The following is a 20,752-nucleotide window of genomic DNA, read 5'->3' as shown; positions in this document are numbered from 1 at the left end:
AATCCTCCTTATTTTAATGTTAAAAATAGTAATAAACAAACTCTAATATTTTCACTTAGCTAGTTTTAACTATTTAAAACCTTAATATACTAGTGAAACAAAAGCACCTGTGATAATATTATACCTCCATGATAATCGGAAGAATAATTGGCCTACGATTTGTTTTTTCATATAAATATCGCTCTACAGATTTTTTCATATTAAATTTTAATACATTCCATTCAATAACTTTATTCTCTAAGCACTTATTAAGTTCAATCCTAACAATCTCTTTTACTTCACTAATCAATTCATCTGACTCTTTTGCATATACAAATCCCCGAGTGATTATATCAGGTCCTGCAATAATACTATAAGTTTCCCTCTCTAAGGTAACCACTACTGTGAGCATCCCATCTTCCGCTAAGTGTTTCCTATCTCTAATTACTATGCTTCCAACGTCTCCCACCCCAAGTCCATCAACAAATACGGATCCAGTATGTACCCTCCCTGTAATCTTCGCTTCATCTTTTGTAATTTCTAAAACTTGCCCTGTCTCCATAGTAAATATATCTTTACCTTTCATACCTAATTTTTGTGCTAAATTCCCATGTTTTTTTAAATGTCTAAATTCACCATGGACTGGCATAAAATATTTAGGATGAACTAATGCATGAATTAATTTCAATTCTTCCTGATATGCATGCCCGGATACATGTACTTCTTCTAAATCCTCATAAATCACCTCTGCTCCCCTTTTGAATAACTCATTTATCACCCTAGAAATAAGTTTTTCATTACCTGGAATTGGAGATGCTGAAATAATAAATAAGTCCTCTGGTTCTATAGTTATTTTTCTATGAGTAGAAAAAGCCATCCTAGCAAGTCCTGCCATAGGTTCTCCTTGACTTCCCGTAGTTATTATTGTAATATCTTTATTTTCGTAATTACACATTTCATCTATGTCAATAAGGTAATCTTCTGGTATATGAAGATATCCAAGATCTATAGCTACCTGTGATATATTGTCCATACTCCTTCCACTAAAAACAATTTTTCTATTATATTTCACAGACGCGTCTGCAATCTGTTGAATCCTATGAATATTTGAAGCAAATGTGGCTACAATAACTCTACCCTTTGCACTAGAAAATATTCTAGTTAGAGTTTTTCCGATAGTTTTTTCAGAAATTGAGTGCCCTTCGCGCTCAACATTTGTGCTGTCAGCCATAAGAAGCAGAACGCCATCTTTACCTAGATTAGAGATTCGTTCTAAGTCCATTACGAGTCCATCAATTGGGGTATAATCGATTTTAAAATCACCAGTATGTAATATAACGCCTATTGGCGAATGGATAGCAATAGCACAAGAATCAGCTATGCTGTGGGTAACTCTTATAAACTCAATTTTAAAATTTTGTAGTTCTATTGTTTCCCCAGCATTTACAATATGAAGCTCGCAATATTGCAATATATTGTGTTCCCTTAGTTTATTTTCAATTAATCCTAATGTTAGCTTAGTACCATAAATAGGTACATTCAATTGTTTTAGAATGAATGGCAACGAGCCTATATGATCTTCATGACCATGAGTTAGGAAAAATCCTTTTACCTTTTTCTCATTATTTTTCAAATAAGTTATATCCGGAATTACTAAATCTACACCATACATTTCCTCATCCGGAAATGACACACCACAGTCTATAACAATGATTTCATCCGCGTATTCAATAGCCGTTATATTCTTCCCTATTTCTCCTAGTCCTCCTAAAGGAATAACCTTTAGACTTTTCTGGTTCTGCATTAAATCCTCTCCTTATTTATATTAACAATATTTTTTTCCTTTATTTTGCCATGAATTATGAAATTAATACCTTTTTCCTATAGTTATTATCGTAATCTCTCTATAAAGATTATAATTACTTAATTAAAATTAGTCAGATAGAATTAAATATGGTACAGTAATAAGCGCAAATAGATTTTAACACTTACTTAATTAGAAAAATAAATTTAATTTGGAGGATCATATGATTACAAAAGAGAATTTTTTAAACGATATAAAAAGTGGAACTAATATAAAAATTTCATTAATGGTAATGAAAATAATGTTCAAAGATGCTTCTAAATTTGTCTGCATATTGGTAGATAAGAGTGGAGAAGTAAAAGCTAATATACCTAGCAAAAATGGTGATATTACAGAAGGAAGCGTCATAGAAGTTGAAGGATTTAAAGATAAAAACTTAGATGTCAAAAAATATAAATTTATTTTAGATTATAATTTATCAGATTATCTACCAACTGTAAAGAGACCTATTGAAGATATTATGAATGAAATGGACACTCTTACAAATAAGTACATTATTTCAAATGAAGGTAAAGCCTTAAATGACTATTTCTTTAAGAATGAACTATTCTTAGATAAATTTCAAAGAGGAATAGGTGGAGTATCTATGCATCATAATTATATAGGTGGTCTTGCAGAACATACATTAAATGTTATGTATTTAACTGCTACACTTTGTGAAAGATATGAATGTAAACGAACTGAGATAGCGGTACTTGCAGCAAAACTTCATGATATCGGGAAGATTTATGAATTATATTATGATGGTCCTTTTAAATATACCCTTAGAGGAGAAATGGAAGGTCATATTGTTATTGGAGTAGAGTTATTAGATAGAGCTATTCGAGAGAATGAATCACTTTATTCTGAAGATTTTATTACTAGGATAAAGGGATGTTTAGTTCAGCATCACGGAAAGCCTGAATTTGGTTCTCCAAGAGGAATGAAAATGGAAGAATCATTTATAGTTAATTTTGCTGATTCCACAGATGCTACTATGAATAAAATTTCTCAAATGAAGGATAAAACAGAACCTGGTAATTGGTCAGACTACGATAGACGAATTGATACTAAATTATACTTATAATAAAATTGGCGGTGAGAAGTATATGAAAATCTTATCTATGAAAGTCACCCTAAGAGCATCATGGTCACACTCCTTAAAAGAAAAGAGAATGGTTGTAAAAAGTATAATTCAAAAACTAAAAAATAAATTTAATATATCAGTATCAGAAGTAGATGAACAAGATATTCATCAAACAATAGTTATAGGTATTGCTGCAATATGTGGAAGCTCCTCACAATTAGATTCCACAATGGAACATATTATAACTTTTATAGAAAATAATACTGATGCGGAAATAGTTAATATTCAAAATGAAAATATTAATTATCTTTAGCTAAAGAGGCCTTCAGTTGTTTAACTGAAGGCCTCTTTACTAACCCTTTATTTGATTTTATTTATTGAAGCTAATAGTATATCTTCCCCTATCTCTGGCTCTATCTTTTTAACAGCAACTTTTAATAACTTTTTCATCTCATTTTTTTCTCCGCTTATTGTTACTTTATGACCATTTTTACAGCTTATTTTTAATTTTTTAGGGAAAGTGGACTCAACTTTTGAAACATCATCCCATTTTATGATTTTGGTATTGTTAAAAACAGATACCATTATTAACTTGTCCTTAGTTGCAATCTCCTCTTTTACAAAAGTGTATAGTATTATGTAACTACCAAGGAGAGTACATGATACATAAAGTCCAAAACCATATAAATGTGCTGTACTTGAGGCTCCTGAAATATTTGGGTTAACAAATTGGAATATAAGGAGTATAATGCTCAAAATATAAGCAATTACAGCACCTCCAGCCGTAACTGGTGTTTCCTTTAAGCGTGCTAATTCTGAGGTTTCCGGCTCATCCTTTTTAGACTTAATAATATTAATAACAAATATTATTGAAGCCACTAATATAGCACAACTTAATATTTTAATTAAATTCATGATATCTACCCCCAAGGCATGTTATATGCTAGTTTAGCTTACATATAGATTCAAATAATTCCTTAGATTTTCTTTTATTATAAGTATATAAAAAAACCACATCAAATATATATGGTGAATACTCTGTATTTAGAAGTTTCTTTACAAGTGCCATAGCTCCGAGCTCTGGAAGGCATGCAAGCTTTGACATATGCTTATATGGGCCCAGTGACCAAAGTTTTATTTTAACCTGGTTTGTATATATTTCTGGCTGGCTGCATTCGAAATTGTGAAATAATTCATGTGCAACTAGCACATCATAAACATTAACATTTCCTAAACATTTTTCTAAACCTTCTGCCCTTATAAGTTCATTAGCCTTATCTACTACCTGCTTAAAAACAGTTATGGTACTTGGCTCATTAAACTTCGCAAACATAGTATATTCGCCATGCTCCTGCCCTATGGAACTAATTACTGTTACTCCTAATTTTTTAGCATACTCTCTAGGAGTTAATATTCCATATTTATCTATAAGTTCAATAGCTATATCGCGTCCACAAGTTTCTGCGCCTTTTTTATATTCACTCTTTTGGATTTGATTAAGCTTACCTTTTAGAGGTTCACGAGAATATGCATATGTCTCCCATTTACTTTCATCAAATTTAAGTAATTCATGAACCATATCTTTAATCATACTTTGCCGCCACAATAATTATCTTTTCTTCTGGACTTATTCCTATAAGTTCTGTGTCCATAATCATAAATAACTGTTCAATACTCTGTACACCTGCATAATCTAAAACTTTTCCCCCTATGCACATATAGATATCTGGAGTAAATGCCATTTGGCTTTTGAACGTAATTTCTGAATCCCAAAGCTTTTCAACATTTTCCTTAACATTTGTTATATTACAAGTTAGTACATGAGCATTACCTCTTTGTATTTTTATAAAACCTTTTTTATCTATAAGGCGAATCATATTCTTTCCGTTTTTTTCACATGTTAAAGCATAAAACACATCCGATTTTGCTTCAAGTTTTAAGTCTTTTGGGGTTACACTCATTGACTCCGATGCAAGTTCTCTTATTTTCTCTTCACTACAAGTGGCAAGAAGATCTGTTGTTTTAACTTCTGTTGAACCAAGTGCTATTGCAGTAACTTTTGAGCTTTGAGTATCAATTTCTATATGAACCTCAATACTCTCGGCCAACGCTCCACTCTTTATTGCAAGATTTGTTGCTTCTCTTTTAATGGCAATTATATCTTCTGTAGTTGGCGTTGGAATAACTCTTTCGACAACGTCTCGAACCATTGATAATGCAACACCTATTGACGATATAACCTCTGCATGTTCTGGAATATTATATTTTATTTTCATTTTGTCTGCACAAAATGGAATTAAGGATGCAGCTCCACCACCAACACCAACAAGTGAAACTTGATCACCTTCTAGTTTATATTTTTCTACAAATTCCTTTATAACAGGATCAATCTTCTCATAAGCTTTCTGAAGTATTTGCGTTGCAAGCTCTTCAACAGAAATATTACAGTATTTTGCTAATGGCTCCATAGCTTTACGCGCAGAGTTAACATTTCCGTGAGCATAATCATCTTTAGGTATAAGTCCAAGTACGTTGGCAGCACAACTATTAGTAATTGCGACGCGTTTACCATTTTTAAGCTTTATAGCTATGTAATCTTCTGGATCTCCTTCTTTTGGAGCAAAAAACTCAAGCTTTGGATCCACGATCACGTCCTCTGGTGTAAATACTGAATAAGAAAGTCCACCTATATGAGCACTTCTTGGACCTATATCAACTAATAAATTATTACTTGCACGTACCATACTTCCACCTGCAACTCCAAGGACCCTAACATCAAGTGAACTAATATATGTTCTATGGCCACCTACTATTGAATAATCTACAGCCGGGCGTCCATTTTTAATTACACCAATATTAGTACTTGTACCACCTACTTCAAAATATATTCCATTAGAAGCTCTTAGGTACATTAATGCGCCGATAACACTTGCGGCTGGTCCTGATAACATTGTAAGTACTGGACGTTTCTTCATTTCTTTTATATTCATAACTCCACCATCACCACGCATGATCATAAGCGGAACTTTTATTCCAGTCTTTCGAACACTCTCCTCCGTGCTAATTGCTGTGTTAAGCATTTTGGGCAGTATACTGGAGTTTATAGCAGCAGTTCTTGTTCTTCTTGTAAGACCATATAACTTACTTATTTCTGAGGCCACACTAACTAAAAAATTGTGTTTTTCAGCTACCTCCTTAACTATTTGCTCTTCCCTCATACTATCAACACCAAAAGCCTTAGATGCAACTATTACTGAGGCTCCTTGCTTTATAAGTTCATTTATACTTTTTTCAATATTCTCTGTGTTAACATCCTTTTCTTTTATATAGTTTTGATGTATTTTTATAACTCCACCTGTTCCTAAATCTATATCTTTAATATTAGTTTGACGTTTTGCGAGAATTCCTTCAAGACCACCTTTCCCCATTCCAATAATTCCTACCTCTGCAACATCACCTTCAAGTAATGCATTAGTCGCTTGTGTTGTGCTGTGAGCTATAAAAACAACATCCTCCGGTGCGATATCATTCTTTTTAAGACAGCTCTCAAAACATTCAATAACACCTGCAGCAACCCCCATCTTATCTTCATGGGATGTCATTACTATTGCTTCACCTATAATCTCATGGGTTGCATTATCAATAGCAACTGCTTTTGTATGTGTTCCACCAACATCTATTCCTACCCTTACAAGTCTCTTTCCCATAAAATTCCTCCTATTATAATATAAAAATTATTGTTAATTTTTTAAATTTTACATTTATACCAATATAAAGTAAGCAAGCATTGAATTTATTAAACATACAAGCCACCCCCAGAATGTTATAGACCTCATAAACTGCTTAACATTAATTTTAACAAAATTAATTGACCATAGGTTCCATGATTGTGTTGGGCAACATGATATATTCATGGATACTGATGGTATATAAAATAGTGGGAATAATACTGCTGCTGAATACATTCCAGTACTTTGCATCATTGCGAGTGTTGCCGTTCCTGCGCCCCATGCTGTTAATGGCCCACGGAATAATCCAAGTATTGAAAATACACCAAACCCTAGAAAGAGTATAAATGAATTATGAGGAACAAGTGGCGATATTATTGGTTTTAATAAAACTGAACATGCACCTGCTGATTTTACAAACATTTGCAAGAAAAATAGGAATGCAAACACCATTGCAACATCACAAACTCCATCATAAAAAGTTTTTTGTACAACTGATGTAAATTTTGTGAAATTTTTAATCTTCCCAGTAGTTACAAACGCAAATAATATGGCAAGAATAAGTGATGGTATCGACTTCCATCCAAAGAATATAGATAATACAACTGGAATTAATGGAGTCAAAAGTGATAATAAATTTGATCCATTTCCCGAATCACCATTTACATTTGACTGTGCTGCCCATGCATGATTAAGTTTAGATTTACGAGTACTAATCAAAATCATAATTATTATTACTACAAGTTGTACGCCAAATGCCATAAACCCAAAAGTATAGTAACCATCTGTTAGTTTGTAACCTGGAACTAGAACAACCATTTGTGATAATTGTGCCATATTTAGGTACATACCTGCACCAACAGCCATAACAAAGGCACTTACTGCTACAGGTTTTGGAATACCAAGTGACAACATTATAGGAAAAACAATAACTCCTATTGCAATAACAGCACCTGCTCCATATGAGCTTGTAAATATAATAGATGTAACTAATACAAGTAGTATTGTTGCTACTGCAGGATTGTCACCACCTAATTCAACTGCCTTTGTGATAATTGTTTTAGCTATACCAGTCTCAAGCATAACGCGACCAAACCAACTACCAAATATAATGATAACGACAGTACCGCCATATCCTTCTGGTCCTCCTTGGAATACTTTTGCGTTAATTGTATCCCAATTAACAACCCCAGCTATTGAACCAAGAACACACCATAAAACTGCCATTACAAAGAACCCTATCATAAGATTTCCGCCTTTTGCAGCATATATAGCAAATATAACATAACTCAATAATAAAAGAATACCAATTACTGTTTGTAACATATTCAAACCCCCCTCTATAATATTTATTTTTTAATACTCATTGATAAATAAAATAATTTTAAATAGTTAAAACCTTTGGAAACCGATTAACAGAGAACCAAATCTAGATAACTTATCATATTACATAAGTTATCTAGATTTTATTATTAGTACATCGTCTAATTCTTTATACCTTGGCTTTGGATCTGCCTTACCATTAATTCTTTTTATAAGCATCTTAGCTGATTCAACACCGATTTTATAAGTATCCTGTGCTATAACTGGCATTTGTGAATAAACAAGCGTTGCCCATCCCCAGTCTTCATAACCACAAACATAAAAATCTTCTGGTATTTTATAGTTACATTGTTGTATTCCTTTAAGAACACTTAAGAGAATAACTCCATTTACCGTAAATATTGCCTTCATATTATTTTTATATAAGCTATTAAAATCCTCAATTGCTTTAGCACAGCTTTTTTTATCAGCAGGATTAATTGTATATATTAATTTTTCAGCATCTATATTAAGTAATTCTTTCATTGCATCTAGATACCCCTGCCTACGATTTAACCTAACGCTATTATTTATAGGATTTTCGGTAAAGAAAGCAATATTTTCATAACCTTTTTCCACTAGAAACTTTATTGTATCGAATGTCATTTTATGGTTATTTGTAGTAACTGAATCTATTTTTAATTCATCCATAGTTCTATCTGCAAGTACAATAGGGACTCTTGTTTCATTAATATTAACTAAAAAATCTTCATTATAACCAGTAGTATTTACTATGATTCCTTCTACTCTATTATCCATTAAAGAATGTATATATTCTCTTTCCTTTGCTGGATCATTGTCAACATTTGATATAAGCACTTGATATCCATGAGAAGTGCAAACATCACCTATTCCTTTAAGTAATATAGAAGACGACTGACTGGCAATATCTGCAATTATTACACCAACAAGTCCACTTTTGTTAGATTTTAAAGTTTTTGCAACATTACTCGGTCTATACTGGTATTCTTCTATAACACCTTGTATCCGTTTTCCTGTGTCCTCAGACATATACTCAAACTTACCATTTAAATATCTTGAAACAGTAGTTTTAGAAACTCCAGAAGCTTTTGCTACATCGCTTATTGTTATCAAATTCGTTTCTTTTTTCATAATACTCCCTGCTCCCTTTATATAAACCAATTAACGAAACCGGTACACAAAATAATGAAATCGATTTCTTTTTATGAGATTATATTACATCAAATTATAGAAAAAAGCAATCTTTTTCTATAATTGTAAGTATTTATAATATATTTAATTTTTAAAATTCGTTAGAGCTAAAAAAACAAATAATAACATACCATTTTATATTAGATGATATGCCATTACTCTTAATATTATTCCTACTCTACTAACAGCACCTATACCTAAATCCGCTATATCTTTTGCTGTAAGATCTTTCTTTAAACCAGACTTTTGTATTCCGTCCTTAATGTTGTCATTTTAACCCCTATATACTTAATGCAATAACATGCTAAGTGATTTATTTAAGATCACTTATGAAATTTGGAAGATCAAAACAAGATTTTACAATTTTTTTTGTTAAATAACGAGTTTCTAGTGGTAATCTATTTGCGTCCATATTACTAGGATCATACACATCTGATGCCATTGTAAAACTCCATATACCACCTGGATAAGTTGGAACAAAAGCAATATATGTTTTTACTATTTTAAAATTGTTTTTTAATATTTTTCTTGTATTCTCTATTATGTTACGATGAATCATTGGAGATTCACTCTGACATACCATTACTCCATCCGTTTTTAATGTTCTTTTTACATTTTTATAAAATTCTTCTCCAAACAAATCTTTAGCAGGGCCCTCAGGATCTGGTGAGTCAACCATTACTATATCATATTTAATATCAGTCTTCTTTACATATTCAACTCCATCTCCGAACTTAAAATTGATTCTTTTATCGAAACTTGGACCTCCACTTATTTCTGGAAGAAATTTTATGCATTCCTCTGTTACCAATTCATCAAGCTCCACCATATCAATTGTCTCAAGCTCCTCATACTTTGATAGTTCTCTTACCGCTCCACAGTCGCCTCCACCAATTACCAAAACATTTTTTGGGTTTTTATGAGTAAGTACTGGAATATGTGTAATCATTTCATTATATATAAATCCATCAGCAGATGTAGTCTGCATTACACCATCAAGCACAAGGCAAGGACCAAATGCATTGGTATCAATTAATGCTACCTCTTGATAAGGGGATTTTGAATAAGAAAAACATTTATTGACCTTATAACTAATTTTCAAATCTTTTTTCTCAACTTCAACTTCTTCAAACCACAGTTCGTCATCAATTTCTTTAAAATACTTTGGCAATTCATTCGTTTTCATAATAATTCCTCCATTATAATAAGTATAACTATCTTTTTAGTTTATTAATAAATTCAACTTAGACTTTTTACTTCTTGCTTTTGAGCCTCATAAAGTTACAGCTTCAAGTATATCATAAAAATTAAGGAGTTCAACTTGCATTTAACGACATTTCAGAAGGAAAGTCTCCTACTGAAGTCTTCAATGCATCTTTTTCAAAGCTATTGCAGCGACCCAGGAGATGATTTAATTAAATTTCGCTTATAGTAACACACTACTGCACTAATAATACTATATTAATAATAAAGTAAAATCTATATGAGGGGGTTTTTATTATAATTGATATAATTAACTATTATTGGCCACCTTTAATCCTTACGGCGGCTGATTTTTATAAATTATATATGCCTATAAAAATACATAAGAAAAATGTACAAATATAACTATCATTTTATTTTAACCTAAAACGATAAATTAAAAATAAATTTACAAAATAGTCTTGAATATTTATTATAAGAAAGTTAATATTAGATGAGAGTTAATATTAATCTAAAGAACTTTATGTTCAACATACTATTAAGCAAAATAGAAAGGAGCGATATTATGACAAATACTACTTTTAGCGGTCTTGAAATGTTGAAAATTGCCATATTAATGGAGGAAGAAGGGTATGATTTTTACATCAATGGAGCTAATTATACTAAAGGAAAAACTAAGGAATTTTTATTGGCTGCTGCCGGTCAAGAATTTATTCATAAAGAAAGGTTTACAAAACTTTTTAATGATTTAAGTACTGGTAATGAAATGGATTCTACCTATCTCTTTGATATCGAAGTAACAAAATACTTGAAAAATTTAATTGAAAATCAAGTCTTTAATAAAAAAGATCAACCAAAGGATGCTTTCAAAGATTTAAAAGCAGCACTTACTTATTCACTTAAAACAGAACAACTTACAATAAGTATTTATACACAAATGTACGAGAAAGTATCTCAAAATGATGTTACAGGAATATTATCCACTATACTTGAAGAAGAAAAATCACATGCAGCATACTTTTCAAAATTGCTTAAAGAAATAGTAGCATAGTCAAAGAAATACATGTTTAAATTTATTAATGAATATAAATATTCAAACTGTTACCTATAGTATAATCATTTGAAAAAATGTTTATACTATAGTTTTTTTTTACACACTTTCTAATATCCTAGACTTCTAAATCAATTTCTACAATTTCTGGAATAGCGAAAAATCTTATAGGTAACATTCCATTACCTATGCCATTAGTTAATAATATATCTCTATTTTCCTCATGAATTATCTTCTTGCAATACATTTGACCATATTTAGAAGCTGTATACGGCGCATATAATCCAAAAATAGTTACTTGCCCTCCATGAGTATGCCCTGCAAAACCCAAGTCATAATTAATAACATCTTTATAATCACTGAAAAAATCTGGGTTATGTGATATAGCAATAGTAAAATTATCGCTCGTTTGTTTTAATAAATTAGCTTCTGGATTTCCTTCAAGTAAATCATCCACGCCTATTAGTTCTATAGTGTCGCCTTCTTTACTTATCAAGTCTTTCCCATTTTTAAGTATCTTAAATGAATTGGAATTAAGTTTCTTCAGTAAATAATCTTTCCCCTTAAAATAGTCATGATTTCCGAGGACAGTAAAAATCCCTAACTTAGCTTTTAATTTTTTTAGTACTTGTAGCTCCTTATCTAAATACCTGCTTACATCCCTCTTACTTTTCACTGAAATATCTAAATAATCGCCTCCTATTATTATAATATCTGGCTCTATTTTATTGATTTTATTAACTATATTTATTAATCTTTTGCTGCTAAAGCCTCTTCCATAGTGCATATCAGATATAAAAATTATTTTAAAATTGTTAAATCCTTTTGGTATCTTACTATTTTTAATTTTAATTCTTCGTACTCTATAAACTTGAGCTTCAATTAAAGCCCACAATATAAAAAAAACAAATAATCCTATTAAAATATTAAATATATTAGTCATAAATTTTCTCCCTTAGAATTCTATATTTAAGTCTCGTTAAAACATTAGGTAGTAATAGTCTTACTCAATAAAAGAAGGATAACTCCTCTGCCGCTATGACAGTTTGGTTGTCCTTCTTTTTATTGTTTAGATAGTTAAGAAGTATTATTATCTATCGTTTAATGGAACATAAGTACTACTTCCCGCAACGCATTTATATGCAGGTCTAATAATTTTACCATTGTTTATTATTTCCTCAAGCCTATGAGCACTCCAGCCAGCTATTCTTGCTACAGCAAAAATAGGGGTGAACATTTCATCTGGTATACCAAGCATTCTGTATACAAATCCTGAGTAAAAATCTACGTTAGCACTTACACCTTTATAAATCTTTCGAACACTTGCAATTACAATAGGTGCTAGTTCTTCTACCCTTGCATAAAGGTTATATTCATCCTCTAAACCTTTTGCCTTTGCAAGTCTTCCAACGTATTTTTTAAAAATAACAGCCCTTGGATCAGATATAGAATAAACAGCATGACCCATTCCATAAATTAGTCCTGATTTATCAAAAGCCTCTTTAGTTAATATCTTTAATAGATATTTTTCAATCTCTGCATCATCTTTCCAATCGCTTACTTTTTCTTTCATATCTTCAAACATTTGAACAACTTTTATGTTCGCACCACCATGTCTTGGCCCTTTTAAAGAACCAAGTGCAGCAGCTATTACTGAATAAGTATCAGAGCCTGATGATGTTATTACATGTGTAACAAATGTGGAGTTATTCCCACCACCATGCTCTGCGTGAAGCACTAATGCAAGGTCAAGTATTGTAGCTTCAAGTTTTGTGTATTTACTATCATCACGAAGCATGTACAAAATATTCTCAGCAGTACTTAAATCATCAAGTGGACTACGAATAATTAAATTATTATTGTTATGATAATGTGATAACGCCTGATAACCATAAACCACCATAAGTGGGAAACATGCAATAAGCCTCATGCACTGCTCCAAAACATTACTTGGAGAAGTATCTTCTGCTTTATCGTCTATACTATAAAGTGCTAATATACTTCTTGCTAGTGAGTTCATTATATTTTTACTCGGCATTTTCAGTATCATATCTCGTACAAAATCATCAGGGAGATTTCGATATTTAGAAAGCAAATCCGTAAAATTTTTAAGTTCTCCTTTACTCGGAAGATCACTAAAAAGTAATAAATAACAAGTCTCTTCAAATCCCAAACGACCGTCTTTTAGAAAGCCATCCACTAAACTTTCAATATTTATGCCTCTATATTTTAAAACACCGGGAGTTGGAATTGTCTTATTATTCTTAACTATAGAAGAATTTACTTGACTAATTTCCGTTAAACCCACAAGTACTCCACGCCCATCAATATCTCTAAGCCCTCGCTTAACTTCAAATTTAACAAATAGCTCTGGGTCTATAAAACTGCTTAATTTTTTAGGAATTGTTTTTTTAAACTGAATCAATTTTTTATTATCCAAAATATCACCTCTCACAAAGTAGTTACTAAAACTTTCTACTATATTTTTTAAATTTTATTTTCAATTGAAAATTATTCGATAACACTCTATACTATATTACACCACATTAGATCTTAATACGTAAAATGCGAGAAATTTCAGATTAGGTTATCATGAGAATGGAGCGATTACACGTTTTTTATAAATTATTACTAATCTGTTTCTGATCGTCTTTGCAACACTGCAAGTCCTGTACGGACAACTTCCTTAATTCCATAAGGCCTCATTAACTCAATGAATGAAGATACCTTCTCTTCATTTCCAGTTATCTCAATTATAATACTCTTTGCATTCATCTCTACAATATTACATTTAAATATATTTACCGTTTCTATAATAAAAGATCTAGTACTTTGGTCAAGCGCCACTTTTATAAGTGCCACTTCTCTAGAAACGGATTTTTCAGGACTTAACTCTAATATTTTTATTACATCTATAAGTTTATTCAATTGTTTTACAATCTGTTCAGTAATTTGTTCATCTCCGCTTACTACAATTGTCATACGCGAAATAGTAGGATCATCTGTAATACTAACAGTTAAACTATCAATATTATAACCTCTACGTGTGAATAAACCGGCCATTTTGCTTAAAACCCCTGAATGATTTTCAACTAAAATAGATAAAATGTATTTATTCATAATTTACACTCCCTTCTATAAGGTACTCTCTTCTTCGCTTACAATACATTCTATCAAAAAAGTTTTATTACTTGACATCGCTTCTTCAAGAACTCCTTTTAATTCTGAATTAGAGTTAACTCTTTTTCCACAAAGTCCATAAGATTCTACAAGTTTCACAAAATCAGGATTTTCACATAAACTCACACCGTAAGTATTTTTATATACATTGCTTTGATACTCCCGAACCATACCAAGATTTGAATTGTTAAATAATAAGAATATTATATTCAAATGATTTTGTTTTATAGTTCCAAGCTCAGACATACTCATTTGAAAACTTCCATCTCCCATTACTGCAACAACACGTCTCTTTGGAAAAGCAAACTTACATCCAACTGAGGCCGGTATGGAATATCCCATTGTTCCAAGTCCCCCACTAGTTAAAAATCTTCTGTTACCAACCATATCAAGATAATGTGAGGTCCAAATTTGATTTTGCCCTACGTCTGCAGTAATCAAGGCATCTTCTTCTATCATTTGTGATAAAAGCTCTAAAGCATATTGCGGATTTACTTTTGCGCCAGTTTTCCTAATTTTAACATATTCTTTTTTCCACGTTGTAATTTGATCCATCCACATTTTTGTATCGATTTGCGTTACTCCATCAGTAAGTTCTTGTAATATTTTTTTACAATCCCCAACTACTGGAATAAGAGCACTAAGATTTTTACCTATCTCTGCCGGGTCAACATCAATATGGATAATGTCTGCCATTTTTCCAAAACTCTTAGATCCACCTGTTGCTCTATCTGCAACTCTTGTACCAACAAGAATTAGAACATCTGCCTCAGCTACTGCTTTATTTGCATATTTAAAACCATGTGATCCAATTAATCCAACATTATAAAGATATTTTGATGGAATTCCATCCTTACCCATTAATGTGTGTACCATGGGAATCTTAGATTTTTCTATAAATTTTATTAACTCCTTTTCAGCCTTGGCGGACATGACTCCCCCTCCCACACAAATAAGAGGTTTACAGCTATTTTTAATCTTTTCTAATGCTTTTTTTATTTGCCTTTTATTCCCATTAATAGTAGGTTTGTAACCTCTTATACTAATTTCACTTGGATATTCGAATTCTATTTCTGTATTTTGAATATCTAATGGTATATCAACAAGTACCGGACCTGGTCTTCCAGTTCTTGCTATATAAAACGCCTCTTTCATAATTCTTGGTATATCTTTTGCATCTTTAACTAAATAACTATGTTTTGTGAAAGAGTCTGTTGCTCCAATTATATCCGCTTCTTGAAAAACATCTTTTCCAATTAGGTCTGTTCTAACTTGCCCAGTTATTGCAATCATTGGTATAGAGTCTGCATATGCAGTTGCAATGCCCGTTATAAGATTAATAGCACCAGGTCCTGAAGTTGCAATACATACGCCTATAGACCTTGTTGCCCTAGCATACCCACTAGCACTATGTCCTGCCGCCTGTTCATGTCTTACCAATATATGTTCTATATCTGATTTCCTTAATGCCTCATATAACGGACCAACTGGAACTCCTGGATAACCAAACACTATTTTCACCTTTTCTTCTTGTAAACATTGAATTATTGCGACCGCAGCTTTCATTTTTGTACCTCCTTCAATTTTATATAAATTAGAATTTTGAGTATAAAAAAAAGACCTCATCCCATTGGGGCGAAAAGTCTATCGCGGTACCACCCATTTTTATATCTTCGTTTTATAACGGTGTATAATTATATACACCGGCACGGCTTACCCTATATGGTTTATATATAATATATAAACCATATAATTTCAGCTTACAACTCAAGGGTGAGTTTCAACATTAACCATTTATGGGTTTACACCGTCCCCACTCTCTAAGAATATGAAGAATGTCTACTTTCCCTATCACAGTTTTCACAATATTCAAATTTATTTCCATGTTTTAGATTAGTATACTTTATGACCTTTTTTTTGTCAATATTTTTTTTAAAGTATTCTAAAGTTTATGTAAACAATCATCTCTATATGTTCCATTTACTCTATTACCTTCCATTTTCTATAATTGAATAAATTAACTGAGGTATATTTTTTAAAGATGCCTGCTTAATAACCCCTCCAATGTCAAAAGCTACCTTTGGCATTCCGTAGACAACACTTGACTTTTCATCTTGACCTATAGTATAAGCCCCTCTTTGCTTCATTTTCATAAGACCTTTTGCCCCATCATAGCCCATTCCCGTTAGAATAATACCAATTGCCGCACTTCCTGCTTTCTCTGCAACTGAATTAAATAGTACATCTACTGATGGGCAATGTCCATTCACCTTATCACCAGTAGAGCATTCCACGTAATAATTATTTCCACGACGCATTAATTCCATATGTCTATCTCCTGGTGCAATAAGAATTTTCCCTGGAAGAACTATATCACCAGTTTCAGCTTCCTTCACATCCATTAGGCAAAGATTATTTAACCTATCAGCATACATTTTTGTAAATACAGGAGGCATATGCTGTGTTATTAAAATACCAGGCATATCTATAGGAAATCCCTTAACTACTTCAAGAATAGCTTGTGTTCCACCGGTAGATGCGCCAATAGCAATTATTGTATCACCGCTTCTTGAGTTTATTTTATCAGTACGTTTTTTATTTATAATGTCTTTTTTGATATTTCCTACCTTAGCCATTGAAGCTATTTTTATTTTTATAATTAATTCATTTATAAAAACTTCCTTGCTACTACCATTTATTGAATTAATTTTTGTAACAAAATCTACTGCACCAGCATTCAAAGCATCAAAAACATTATCACTTACGGCACTTACTACCACAACTGGTATAGGATATTGAGGTATAAGCCTTTTCAAAAATTCAATACCATTCATCTTTGGCATTTCTACATCTAAAGTCATAACATCCGGCTCAAACTCTATTATTTTATCCCTTGCCTGGAATGCATCCCCTGCAGTTCCAACTACTTCTATACCCCTATCTGCACCTATTCCTCTAGCTATCGTTTCTCTAAAGAGTAGCGAATCATCGACAACTAACACCCTTATTTTTTTTAATATACTCATTATTACCTATCCTTTCCTGTAAACAGCTGGCATAATATATTTATAATTAGTTTCATTTTTATTTACGGACTCAGAATGGCCTAAAAAAAGATAACCGCCTATTTCGGTCATGTCATAAAATTTCTTTATTAATTCCATCTTTGTTTTTGGCTCAAAATATATCATTACGTTTCTACAAAATATAACATGGAACTTTTTTTTAAAAGGGAAAACCTCAGTCATCAAATTAAAATTTCTATATATTACTTCATCTTTTATTTCCTGGCCAATCTGATAATTTTCATCATCAACTTTACTGAAATATTTAAGTCTCCAATATTTAGGTATTGTATCTACAGCCTCACTTGAATAAACACCCATTTGCGCTACTCCTAGTACCTTTTGGGATATATCTGTAGCCAGTACTTTAGTATTCCACATAGGCTTTTGATTTCCAAAATAATCTGCTATTATCATGGCTAGGGTATATGGCTCCTCACCACTAGAACATCCTGCGCTCCATATTCTTAAATCTTTATTTTTACAAGTTGACTCTAAGTAATGCATAACAGTATCCCTAAAATAATTAAAATGCTCGACTTCTCTCATAAAATAAGTATGATTGGTAGTTAACTTGTTTATAAGTAGACTAATTTCATTTCCTGAAGGATCATTAAAAACGAATTTTAGGTAATCCGAAAAATTAGCAAATCCTTTTTCTATAATCATATTGCTAAGGCGCCCCTCTATAAGAAACTTTTTTTCTGTAAGATTGATTCCATAATTTGCTTTCATATAACCTGTAAGTTCTTTAAATTCGCTTTCCTTTAATTTTATCATCATATCACCTTTATTTTTATTAAAAACCATGGTCTATATTAGAACTACAAACCATGGCCTTAATATATTTTTTAGTATTTACCAAAATCATTATTGCTAAGAGATATTCTAGGTTTATCTTTAGTTGCTGCTGCCTCAGAATGTGCTATAGATTTGTTTTTAGGCGAATTTATATTTTTATGAGATTTTAAAGCTACTTCACTATAAGATGTCAAGTCACTTCTTTTTAATCTAAACTTTCCTACCATATTTTTAAGCATAGATGCCTGACTTGAAAGTTCTTCGCTAGCTGCTGCACTTTGCTCTGCAGTTGCCGAATTAGTTTGCACAACATCTGAAACTTGTTCTATGCCCTTATTAATTTGGTATATTGCAGTTGCCTGTTCATTTGAAGCTGCCGCAATCTCTCCAACTAGAGTTGCTGCTTTAGATACCCCTATAACTATTTCATTAAGAGATTCCGCAGTATTGTTTGCAATTTTTGTTCCAAACTCAACTTTCTTAATAGACCCTTCAATTAAATCTGCAGTTTGCTTAGCTGCATTAGTACTTCTTGCTGCAAGATTTCTTACTTCCTCCGCAACTACCGCAAAACCTTTCCCATGTTGCCCTGCTCTTGCAGCTTCCACTGCAGCGTTTAAAGCTAACATATTGGTCTGGAATGCAATATCATCAATAACCTTAATTATTTTTGAAATATTAGATGATGACTCATTTATATCCTCCATAGATTTAAGCATCTCTTTCATATGAGAATTTCCAAGTACTGCTCCATCTTTAGCATTAAGTGCAAGTTCATTTGCTTGGCTAGCACTTACTGCATTCTGCTTAGTCTGAGCTGCTACCTGCGTTATAGATGCAGTTAATTCTTCTATAGAACTTGCTTGCTCTGTTGTTCCCTGAGACAATGCCTGGCTTCCATCTGAAACTTGGTTTGAGCCTGCCGATACTTGGTCTGCAGCATTATTTATTTCCGTAAATACTTCATTAAAAGATTGAACTATAAGGTTTAATGCATCCTTAATTTGTGCAAAATCACCTTTATATTCATTGTTTATTGATAATTTAAGATTAGAATTAGACATTTCACCTAAAACCTCTGAAATTTCAGTTACATAAGAGGATAAAGAATTTATAGTGTCATTTAATGCATTTTTAATATCTGCATGATCCCCTTTGTAATCACCCTTCATACTTACCTTTAAGTTACCATTTGCCATTTCCTGAAGTACTGATGATGCTTCTTTAATCGGTTCGATAACGGCATCTAATATATTATTTATACCTTCCACTATATTTTTATACGCTCCGTTAAAGTTATCAGCATCTCCTCTTGTAGCTAATTTCCCTTCAACACATGACTTTATTAACATATTTGTTTCTTTTTCAAGATTTTTAACCGAGGAAACAACTAGAATTAAGCTTTTTGCAAGTACATCCTTATCAGATTTAGGATTTATCACTACATTAAAATCTCCTTTAGATATACTCTCTGCCGCTGCTGCATTTTCACGTATATTCTCAACCATTTTCTTAAAAGCATCCATTAAAGTTCCTGTCTCATCCTTTGACGATTCAGTAATTTCTATGTCAACATCCCCAAGTGCAATTCTATCCGCATAATCAACTAACTTCTTTATTGGTTTAGTAATTGATTTTGAAATTATTATCCCTAAACCAATTGCAAGTGTCGCTCCAATTATTATAAAAATTAACATTAACTTTATTGAACTGCTTGCAGTCGCTGCATTTGAATTAGAAGCTGCTTTAGCAAGAGCAATCTTTGCTTCTGACATCTTTTTCATGTTTTGTGCAAGTAAATCATTTGTTTTTACACCTTCACTATTCATCAAAACTATTGCTTGTGCATCCTTGTTTTGTTTTGCAAGTGATATTATATCAGCGGCTACTTTCTCATAAGCGAGTACAGAATCATCAGTGTTTTTTATAAGTTCTTTACCTGCTACACTTATGGTAGTTGTTTTAAATTCATTAGAATCTTTAGTGAAACTTGCATTATTGTCGTTTATTTGTCTCTCAAACTCCAGCATCTCTTTTGCATTAGACGACATAATCATATCTCTCAAATTTGACCTAGTATTTTGAAAAACATGATTCATATTATAAAGATTACTCATGGGAACTGTCATTTTTTCATACATTTCAGTGTCCTTGTTCGATATAGTATTTAAATTAATAATCCCTGTTATTCCAATTATTATAGCGATGATTGCAACCATAAAAAATCCACATAATATTTTTGCACCTATTTTAAAATTGTTAAATAACTTCATTTATTAT

The 20,752-nt window shown here is 31.9% G+C and carries 17 protein-coding genes and 1 other annotated feature; of the genes, 3 read left to right on the top strand and 14 right to left on the bottom strand.

The window, feature by feature from the left end:
• Positions 1-118: 118 nt before the first annotated feature.
• Positions 119-1,783: a ribonuclease J gene (locus KPL54_RS08535; RefSeq protein ID WP_216106165.1), complete on the bottom strand. Its 1,665-nt coding sequence runs from the start codon at positions 1,781-1,783 to the stop codon at positions 119-121.
• A 223-nt stretch (positions 1,784-2,006) separates the two neighbouring features.
• Between KPL54_RS08535 and KPL54_RS08530 the strand changes: the two genes are divergently transcribed.
• Together KPL54_RS08530 and KPL54_RS08525 are read left to right on the top strand one after the other, a co-directional pair.
• Complete coding sequence (locus tag KPL54_RS08530) at positions 2,007-2,909, top strand: 3'-5' exoribonuclease YhaM family protein (RefSeq protein ID WP_216106164.1); 903 nt, start codon at positions 2,007-2,009, stop codon at positions 2,907-2,909.
• Positions 2,910-2,931: 22 nt separating this feature from the next.
• Complete coding sequence (locus KPL54_RS08525) at positions 2,932-3,222, top strand: DUF503 domain-containing protein (RefSeq protein ID WP_216106163.1); 291 nt, start codon at positions 2,932-2,934, stop codon at positions 3,220-3,222.
• A gap of 47 nt (positions 3,223-3,269) precedes the next feature.
• Here the strand turns inward: KPL54_RS08525 and KPL54_RS08520 are convergent, their stop codons facing one another.
• The 6 genes from KPL54_RS08520 to speE all read right to left on the bottom strand — a co-directional run bounded on the left by KPL54_RS08520 (position 3,270) and on the right by speE (position 10,358).
• Positions 3,270-3,824 carry a hypothetical protein gene (locus KPL54_RS08520; RefSeq protein ID WP_216106162.1) on the bottom strand — a complete coding sequence of 185 codons (555 nt, stop codon included), beginning with the start codon at positions 3,822-3,824 and terminating at the stop codon, positions 3,270-3,272.
• Between the two features lie 28 nt (positions 3,825-3,852).
• Complete coding sequence (locus tag KPL54_RS08515) at positions 3,853-4,500, bottom strand: hypothetical protein (RefSeq protein ID WP_216106161.1); 648 nt, start codon at positions 4,498-4,500, stop codon at positions 3,853-3,855.
• Complete coding sequence (locus KPL54_RS08510) at positions 4,493-6,616, bottom strand: hydantoinase/oxoprolinase family protein (protein WP_216106160.1); 2,124 nt, start codon at positions 6,614-6,616, stop codon at positions 4,493-4,495. The genes KPL54_RS08515 and KPL54_RS08510 overlap by 8 nt, the downstream gene beginning before the upstream one ends.
• Positions 6,617-6,670: 54 nt before the next feature.
• Complete coding sequence (locus tag KPL54_RS08505) at positions 6,671-7,963, bottom strand: citrate transporter (RefSeq protein ID WP_216106159.1); 1,293 nt, start codon at positions 7,961-7,963, stop codon at positions 6,671-6,673.
• Between the two features lie 129 nt (positions 7,964-8,092).
• A complete protein-coding gene (locus tag KPL54_RS08500) occupies positions 8,093-9,112 on the bottom strand; it encodes a LacI family DNA-binding transcriptional regulator (RefSeq protein WP_216106158.1) in 1,020 nt (339 codons plus the stop codon).
• 373 nt (positions 9,113-9,485) lie between these two features.
• Positions 9,486-10,358 (bottom strand): polyamine aminopropyltransferase, encoded by an 873-nt coding sequence (gene speE, locus KPL54_RS08495; RefSeq protein ID WP_216106157.1) that lies wholly within the window; start codon positions 10,356-10,358, stop codon positions 9,486-9,488.
• A gap of 582 nt (positions 10,359-10,940) precedes the next feature.
• On the opposite strand from speE, the gene KPL54_RS08490 reads away from it, so the two are divergent.
• Positions 10,941-11,426, top strand: coding sequence for a ferritin family protein (locus KPL54_RS08490; protein ID WP_216106156.1), 486 nt, complete (start codon positions 10,941-10,943; stop codon positions 11,424-11,426).
• Between the two features lie 118 nt (positions 11,427-11,544).
• Here KPL54_RS08490 and KPL54_RS08485 read toward each other — a convergent pair whose 3' ends face one another.
• From KPL54_RS08485 to KPL54_RS08455, 7 genes are all read right to left on the bottom strand, one after another.
• Complete coding sequence (locus KPL54_RS08485) at positions 11,545-12,369, bottom strand: metallophosphoesterase (protein WP_216106155.1); 825 nt, start codon at positions 12,367-12,369, stop codon at positions 11,545-11,547.
• Between the two features lie 147 nt (positions 12,370-12,516).
• Entirely contained in the window at positions 12,517-13,866 is a 1,350-nt protein-coding gene (locus tag KPL54_RS08480) for a citrate/2-methylcitrate synthase (RefSeq protein WP_216106154.1), read from the bottom strand.
• Positions 13,867-14,057: 191 nt separating this feature from the next.
• Positions 14,058-14,546 (bottom strand): acetolactate synthase small subunit, encoded by a 489-nt coding sequence (gene ilvN / locus KPL54_RS08475; RefSeq protein WP_216106153.1) that lies wholly within the window; start codon positions 14,544-14,546, stop codon positions 14,058-14,060.
• A gap of 15 nt (positions 14,547-14,561) precedes the next feature.
• Complete coding sequence (gene ilvB, locus KPL54_RS08470) at positions 14,562-16,172, bottom strand: biosynthetic-type acetolactate synthase large subunit (protein WP_216106152.1); 1,611 nt, start codon at positions 16,170-16,172, stop codon at positions 14,562-14,564.
• Positions 16,173-16,234: 62 nt separating this feature from the next.
• Positions 16,235-16,470: a binding site (T-box leader), on the bottom strand.
• Between the two features lie 124 nt (positions 16,471-16,594).
• On the bottom strand, positions 16,595-17,632 hold the full coding sequence (locus KPL54_RS08465) for a protein-glutamate methylesterase/protein-glutamine glutaminase (RefSeq protein WP_216106151.1): 1,038 nt from the start codon (positions 17,630-17,632) through the stop codon (positions 16,595-16,597).
• 6 nt (positions 17,633-17,638) lie between these two features.
• Positions 17,639-18,451, bottom strand: coding sequence for a CheR family methyltransferase (locus KPL54_RS08460; protein ID WP_216106150.1), 813 nt, complete (start codon positions 18,449-18,451; stop codon positions 17,639-17,641).
• Positions 18,452-18,522: 71 nt separating this feature from the next.
• On the bottom strand, positions 18,523-20,745 hold the full coding sequence (locus tag KPL54_RS08455) for a HAMP domain-containing methyl-accepting chemotaxis protein (protein WP_216106149.1): 2,223 nt from the start codon (positions 20,743-20,745) through the stop codon (positions 18,523-18,525).
• Positions 20,746-20,752: the final 7 nt, after the last annotated feature.

It is taken from the genome of Clostridium estertheticum (genome assembly GCF_018861295.1).
Lineage (GTDB): Bacteria > Bacillota > Clostridia > Clostridiales > Clostridiaceae > Clostridium_AD > Clostridium_AD estertheticum_D.
This window is presented reverse-complemented; position numbering and strand designations above follow the sequence as displayed.

What these genes read in the sequence shown, in the direction of transcription:
- KPL54_RS08535 (WP_216106165.1), bottom strand. Translation starts at nt 1,783, where the DNA reads ATGCAGAACCAGAAAAGTCTAAAGGTTATTCCTTTAGGAGGACTAGGA.
- KPL54_RS08530 (WP_216106164.1), top strand. Translation starts at nt 2,007, where the DNA reads ATGATTACAAAAGAGAATTTTTTAAACGATATAAAAAGTGGAACTAAT.
- KPL54_RS08525 (WP_216106163.1), top strand. Translation starts at nt 2,932, where the DNA reads ATGAAAATCTTATCTATGAAAGTCACCCTAAGAGCATCATGGTCACAC.
- KPL54_RS08520 (WP_216106162.1), bottom strand. Translation starts at nt 3,824, where the DNA reads ATGAATTTAATTAAAATATTAAGTTGTGCTATATTAGTGGCTTCAATA.
- KPL54_RS08515 (WP_216106161.1), bottom strand. Translation starts at nt 4,500, where the DNA reads ATGATTAAAGATATGGTTCATGAATTACTTAAATTTGATGAAAGTAAA.
- KPL54_RS08510 (WP_216106160.1), bottom strand. Translation starts at nt 6,616, where the DNA reads ATGGGAAAGAGACTTGTAAGGGTAGGAATAGATGTTGGTGGAACACAT.
- KPL54_RS08505 (WP_216106159.1), bottom strand. Translation starts at nt 7,963, where the DNA reads ATGTTACAAACAGTAATTGGTATTCTTTTATTATTGAGTTATGTTATA.
- KPL54_RS08500 (WP_216106158.1), bottom strand. Translation starts at nt 9,112, where the DNA reads ATGAAAAAAGAAACGAATTTGATAACAATAAGCGATGTAGCAAAAGCT.
- speE (WP_216106157.1), bottom strand. Translation starts at nt 10,358, where the DNA reads ATGAAAACGAATGAATTGCCAAAGTATTTTAAAGAAATTGATGACGAA.
- KPL54_RS08490 (WP_216106156.1), top strand. Translation starts at nt 10,941, where the DNA reads ATGACAAATACTACTTTTAGCGGTCTTGAAATGTTGAAAATTGCCATA.
- KPL54_RS08485 (WP_216106155.1), bottom strand. Translation starts at nt 12,369, where the DNA reads ATGACTAATATATTTAATATTTTAATAGGATTATTTGTTTTTTTTATA.
- ilvN (WP_216106153.1), bottom strand. Translation starts at nt 14,546, where the DNA reads ATGAATAAATACATTTTATCTATTTTAGTTGAAAATCATTCAGGGGTT.
- ilvB (WP_216106152.1), bottom strand. Translation starts at nt 16,172, where the DNA reads ATGAAAGCTGCGGTCGCAATAATTCAATGTTTACAAGAAGAAAAGGTG.
- KPL54_RS08465 (WP_216106151.1), bottom strand. Translation starts at nt 17,632, where the DNA reads ATGAGTATATTAAAAAAAATAAGGGTGTTAGTTGTCGATGATTCGCTA.
- KPL54_RS08460 (WP_216106150.1), bottom strand. Translation starts at nt 18,451, where the DNA reads ATGATAAAATTAAAGGAAAGCGAATTTAAAGAACTTACAGGTTATATG.
- KPL54_RS08455 (WP_216106149.1), bottom strand. Translation starts at nt 20,745, where the DNA reads ATGAAGTTATTTAACAATTTTAAAATAGGTGCAAAAATATTATGTGGA.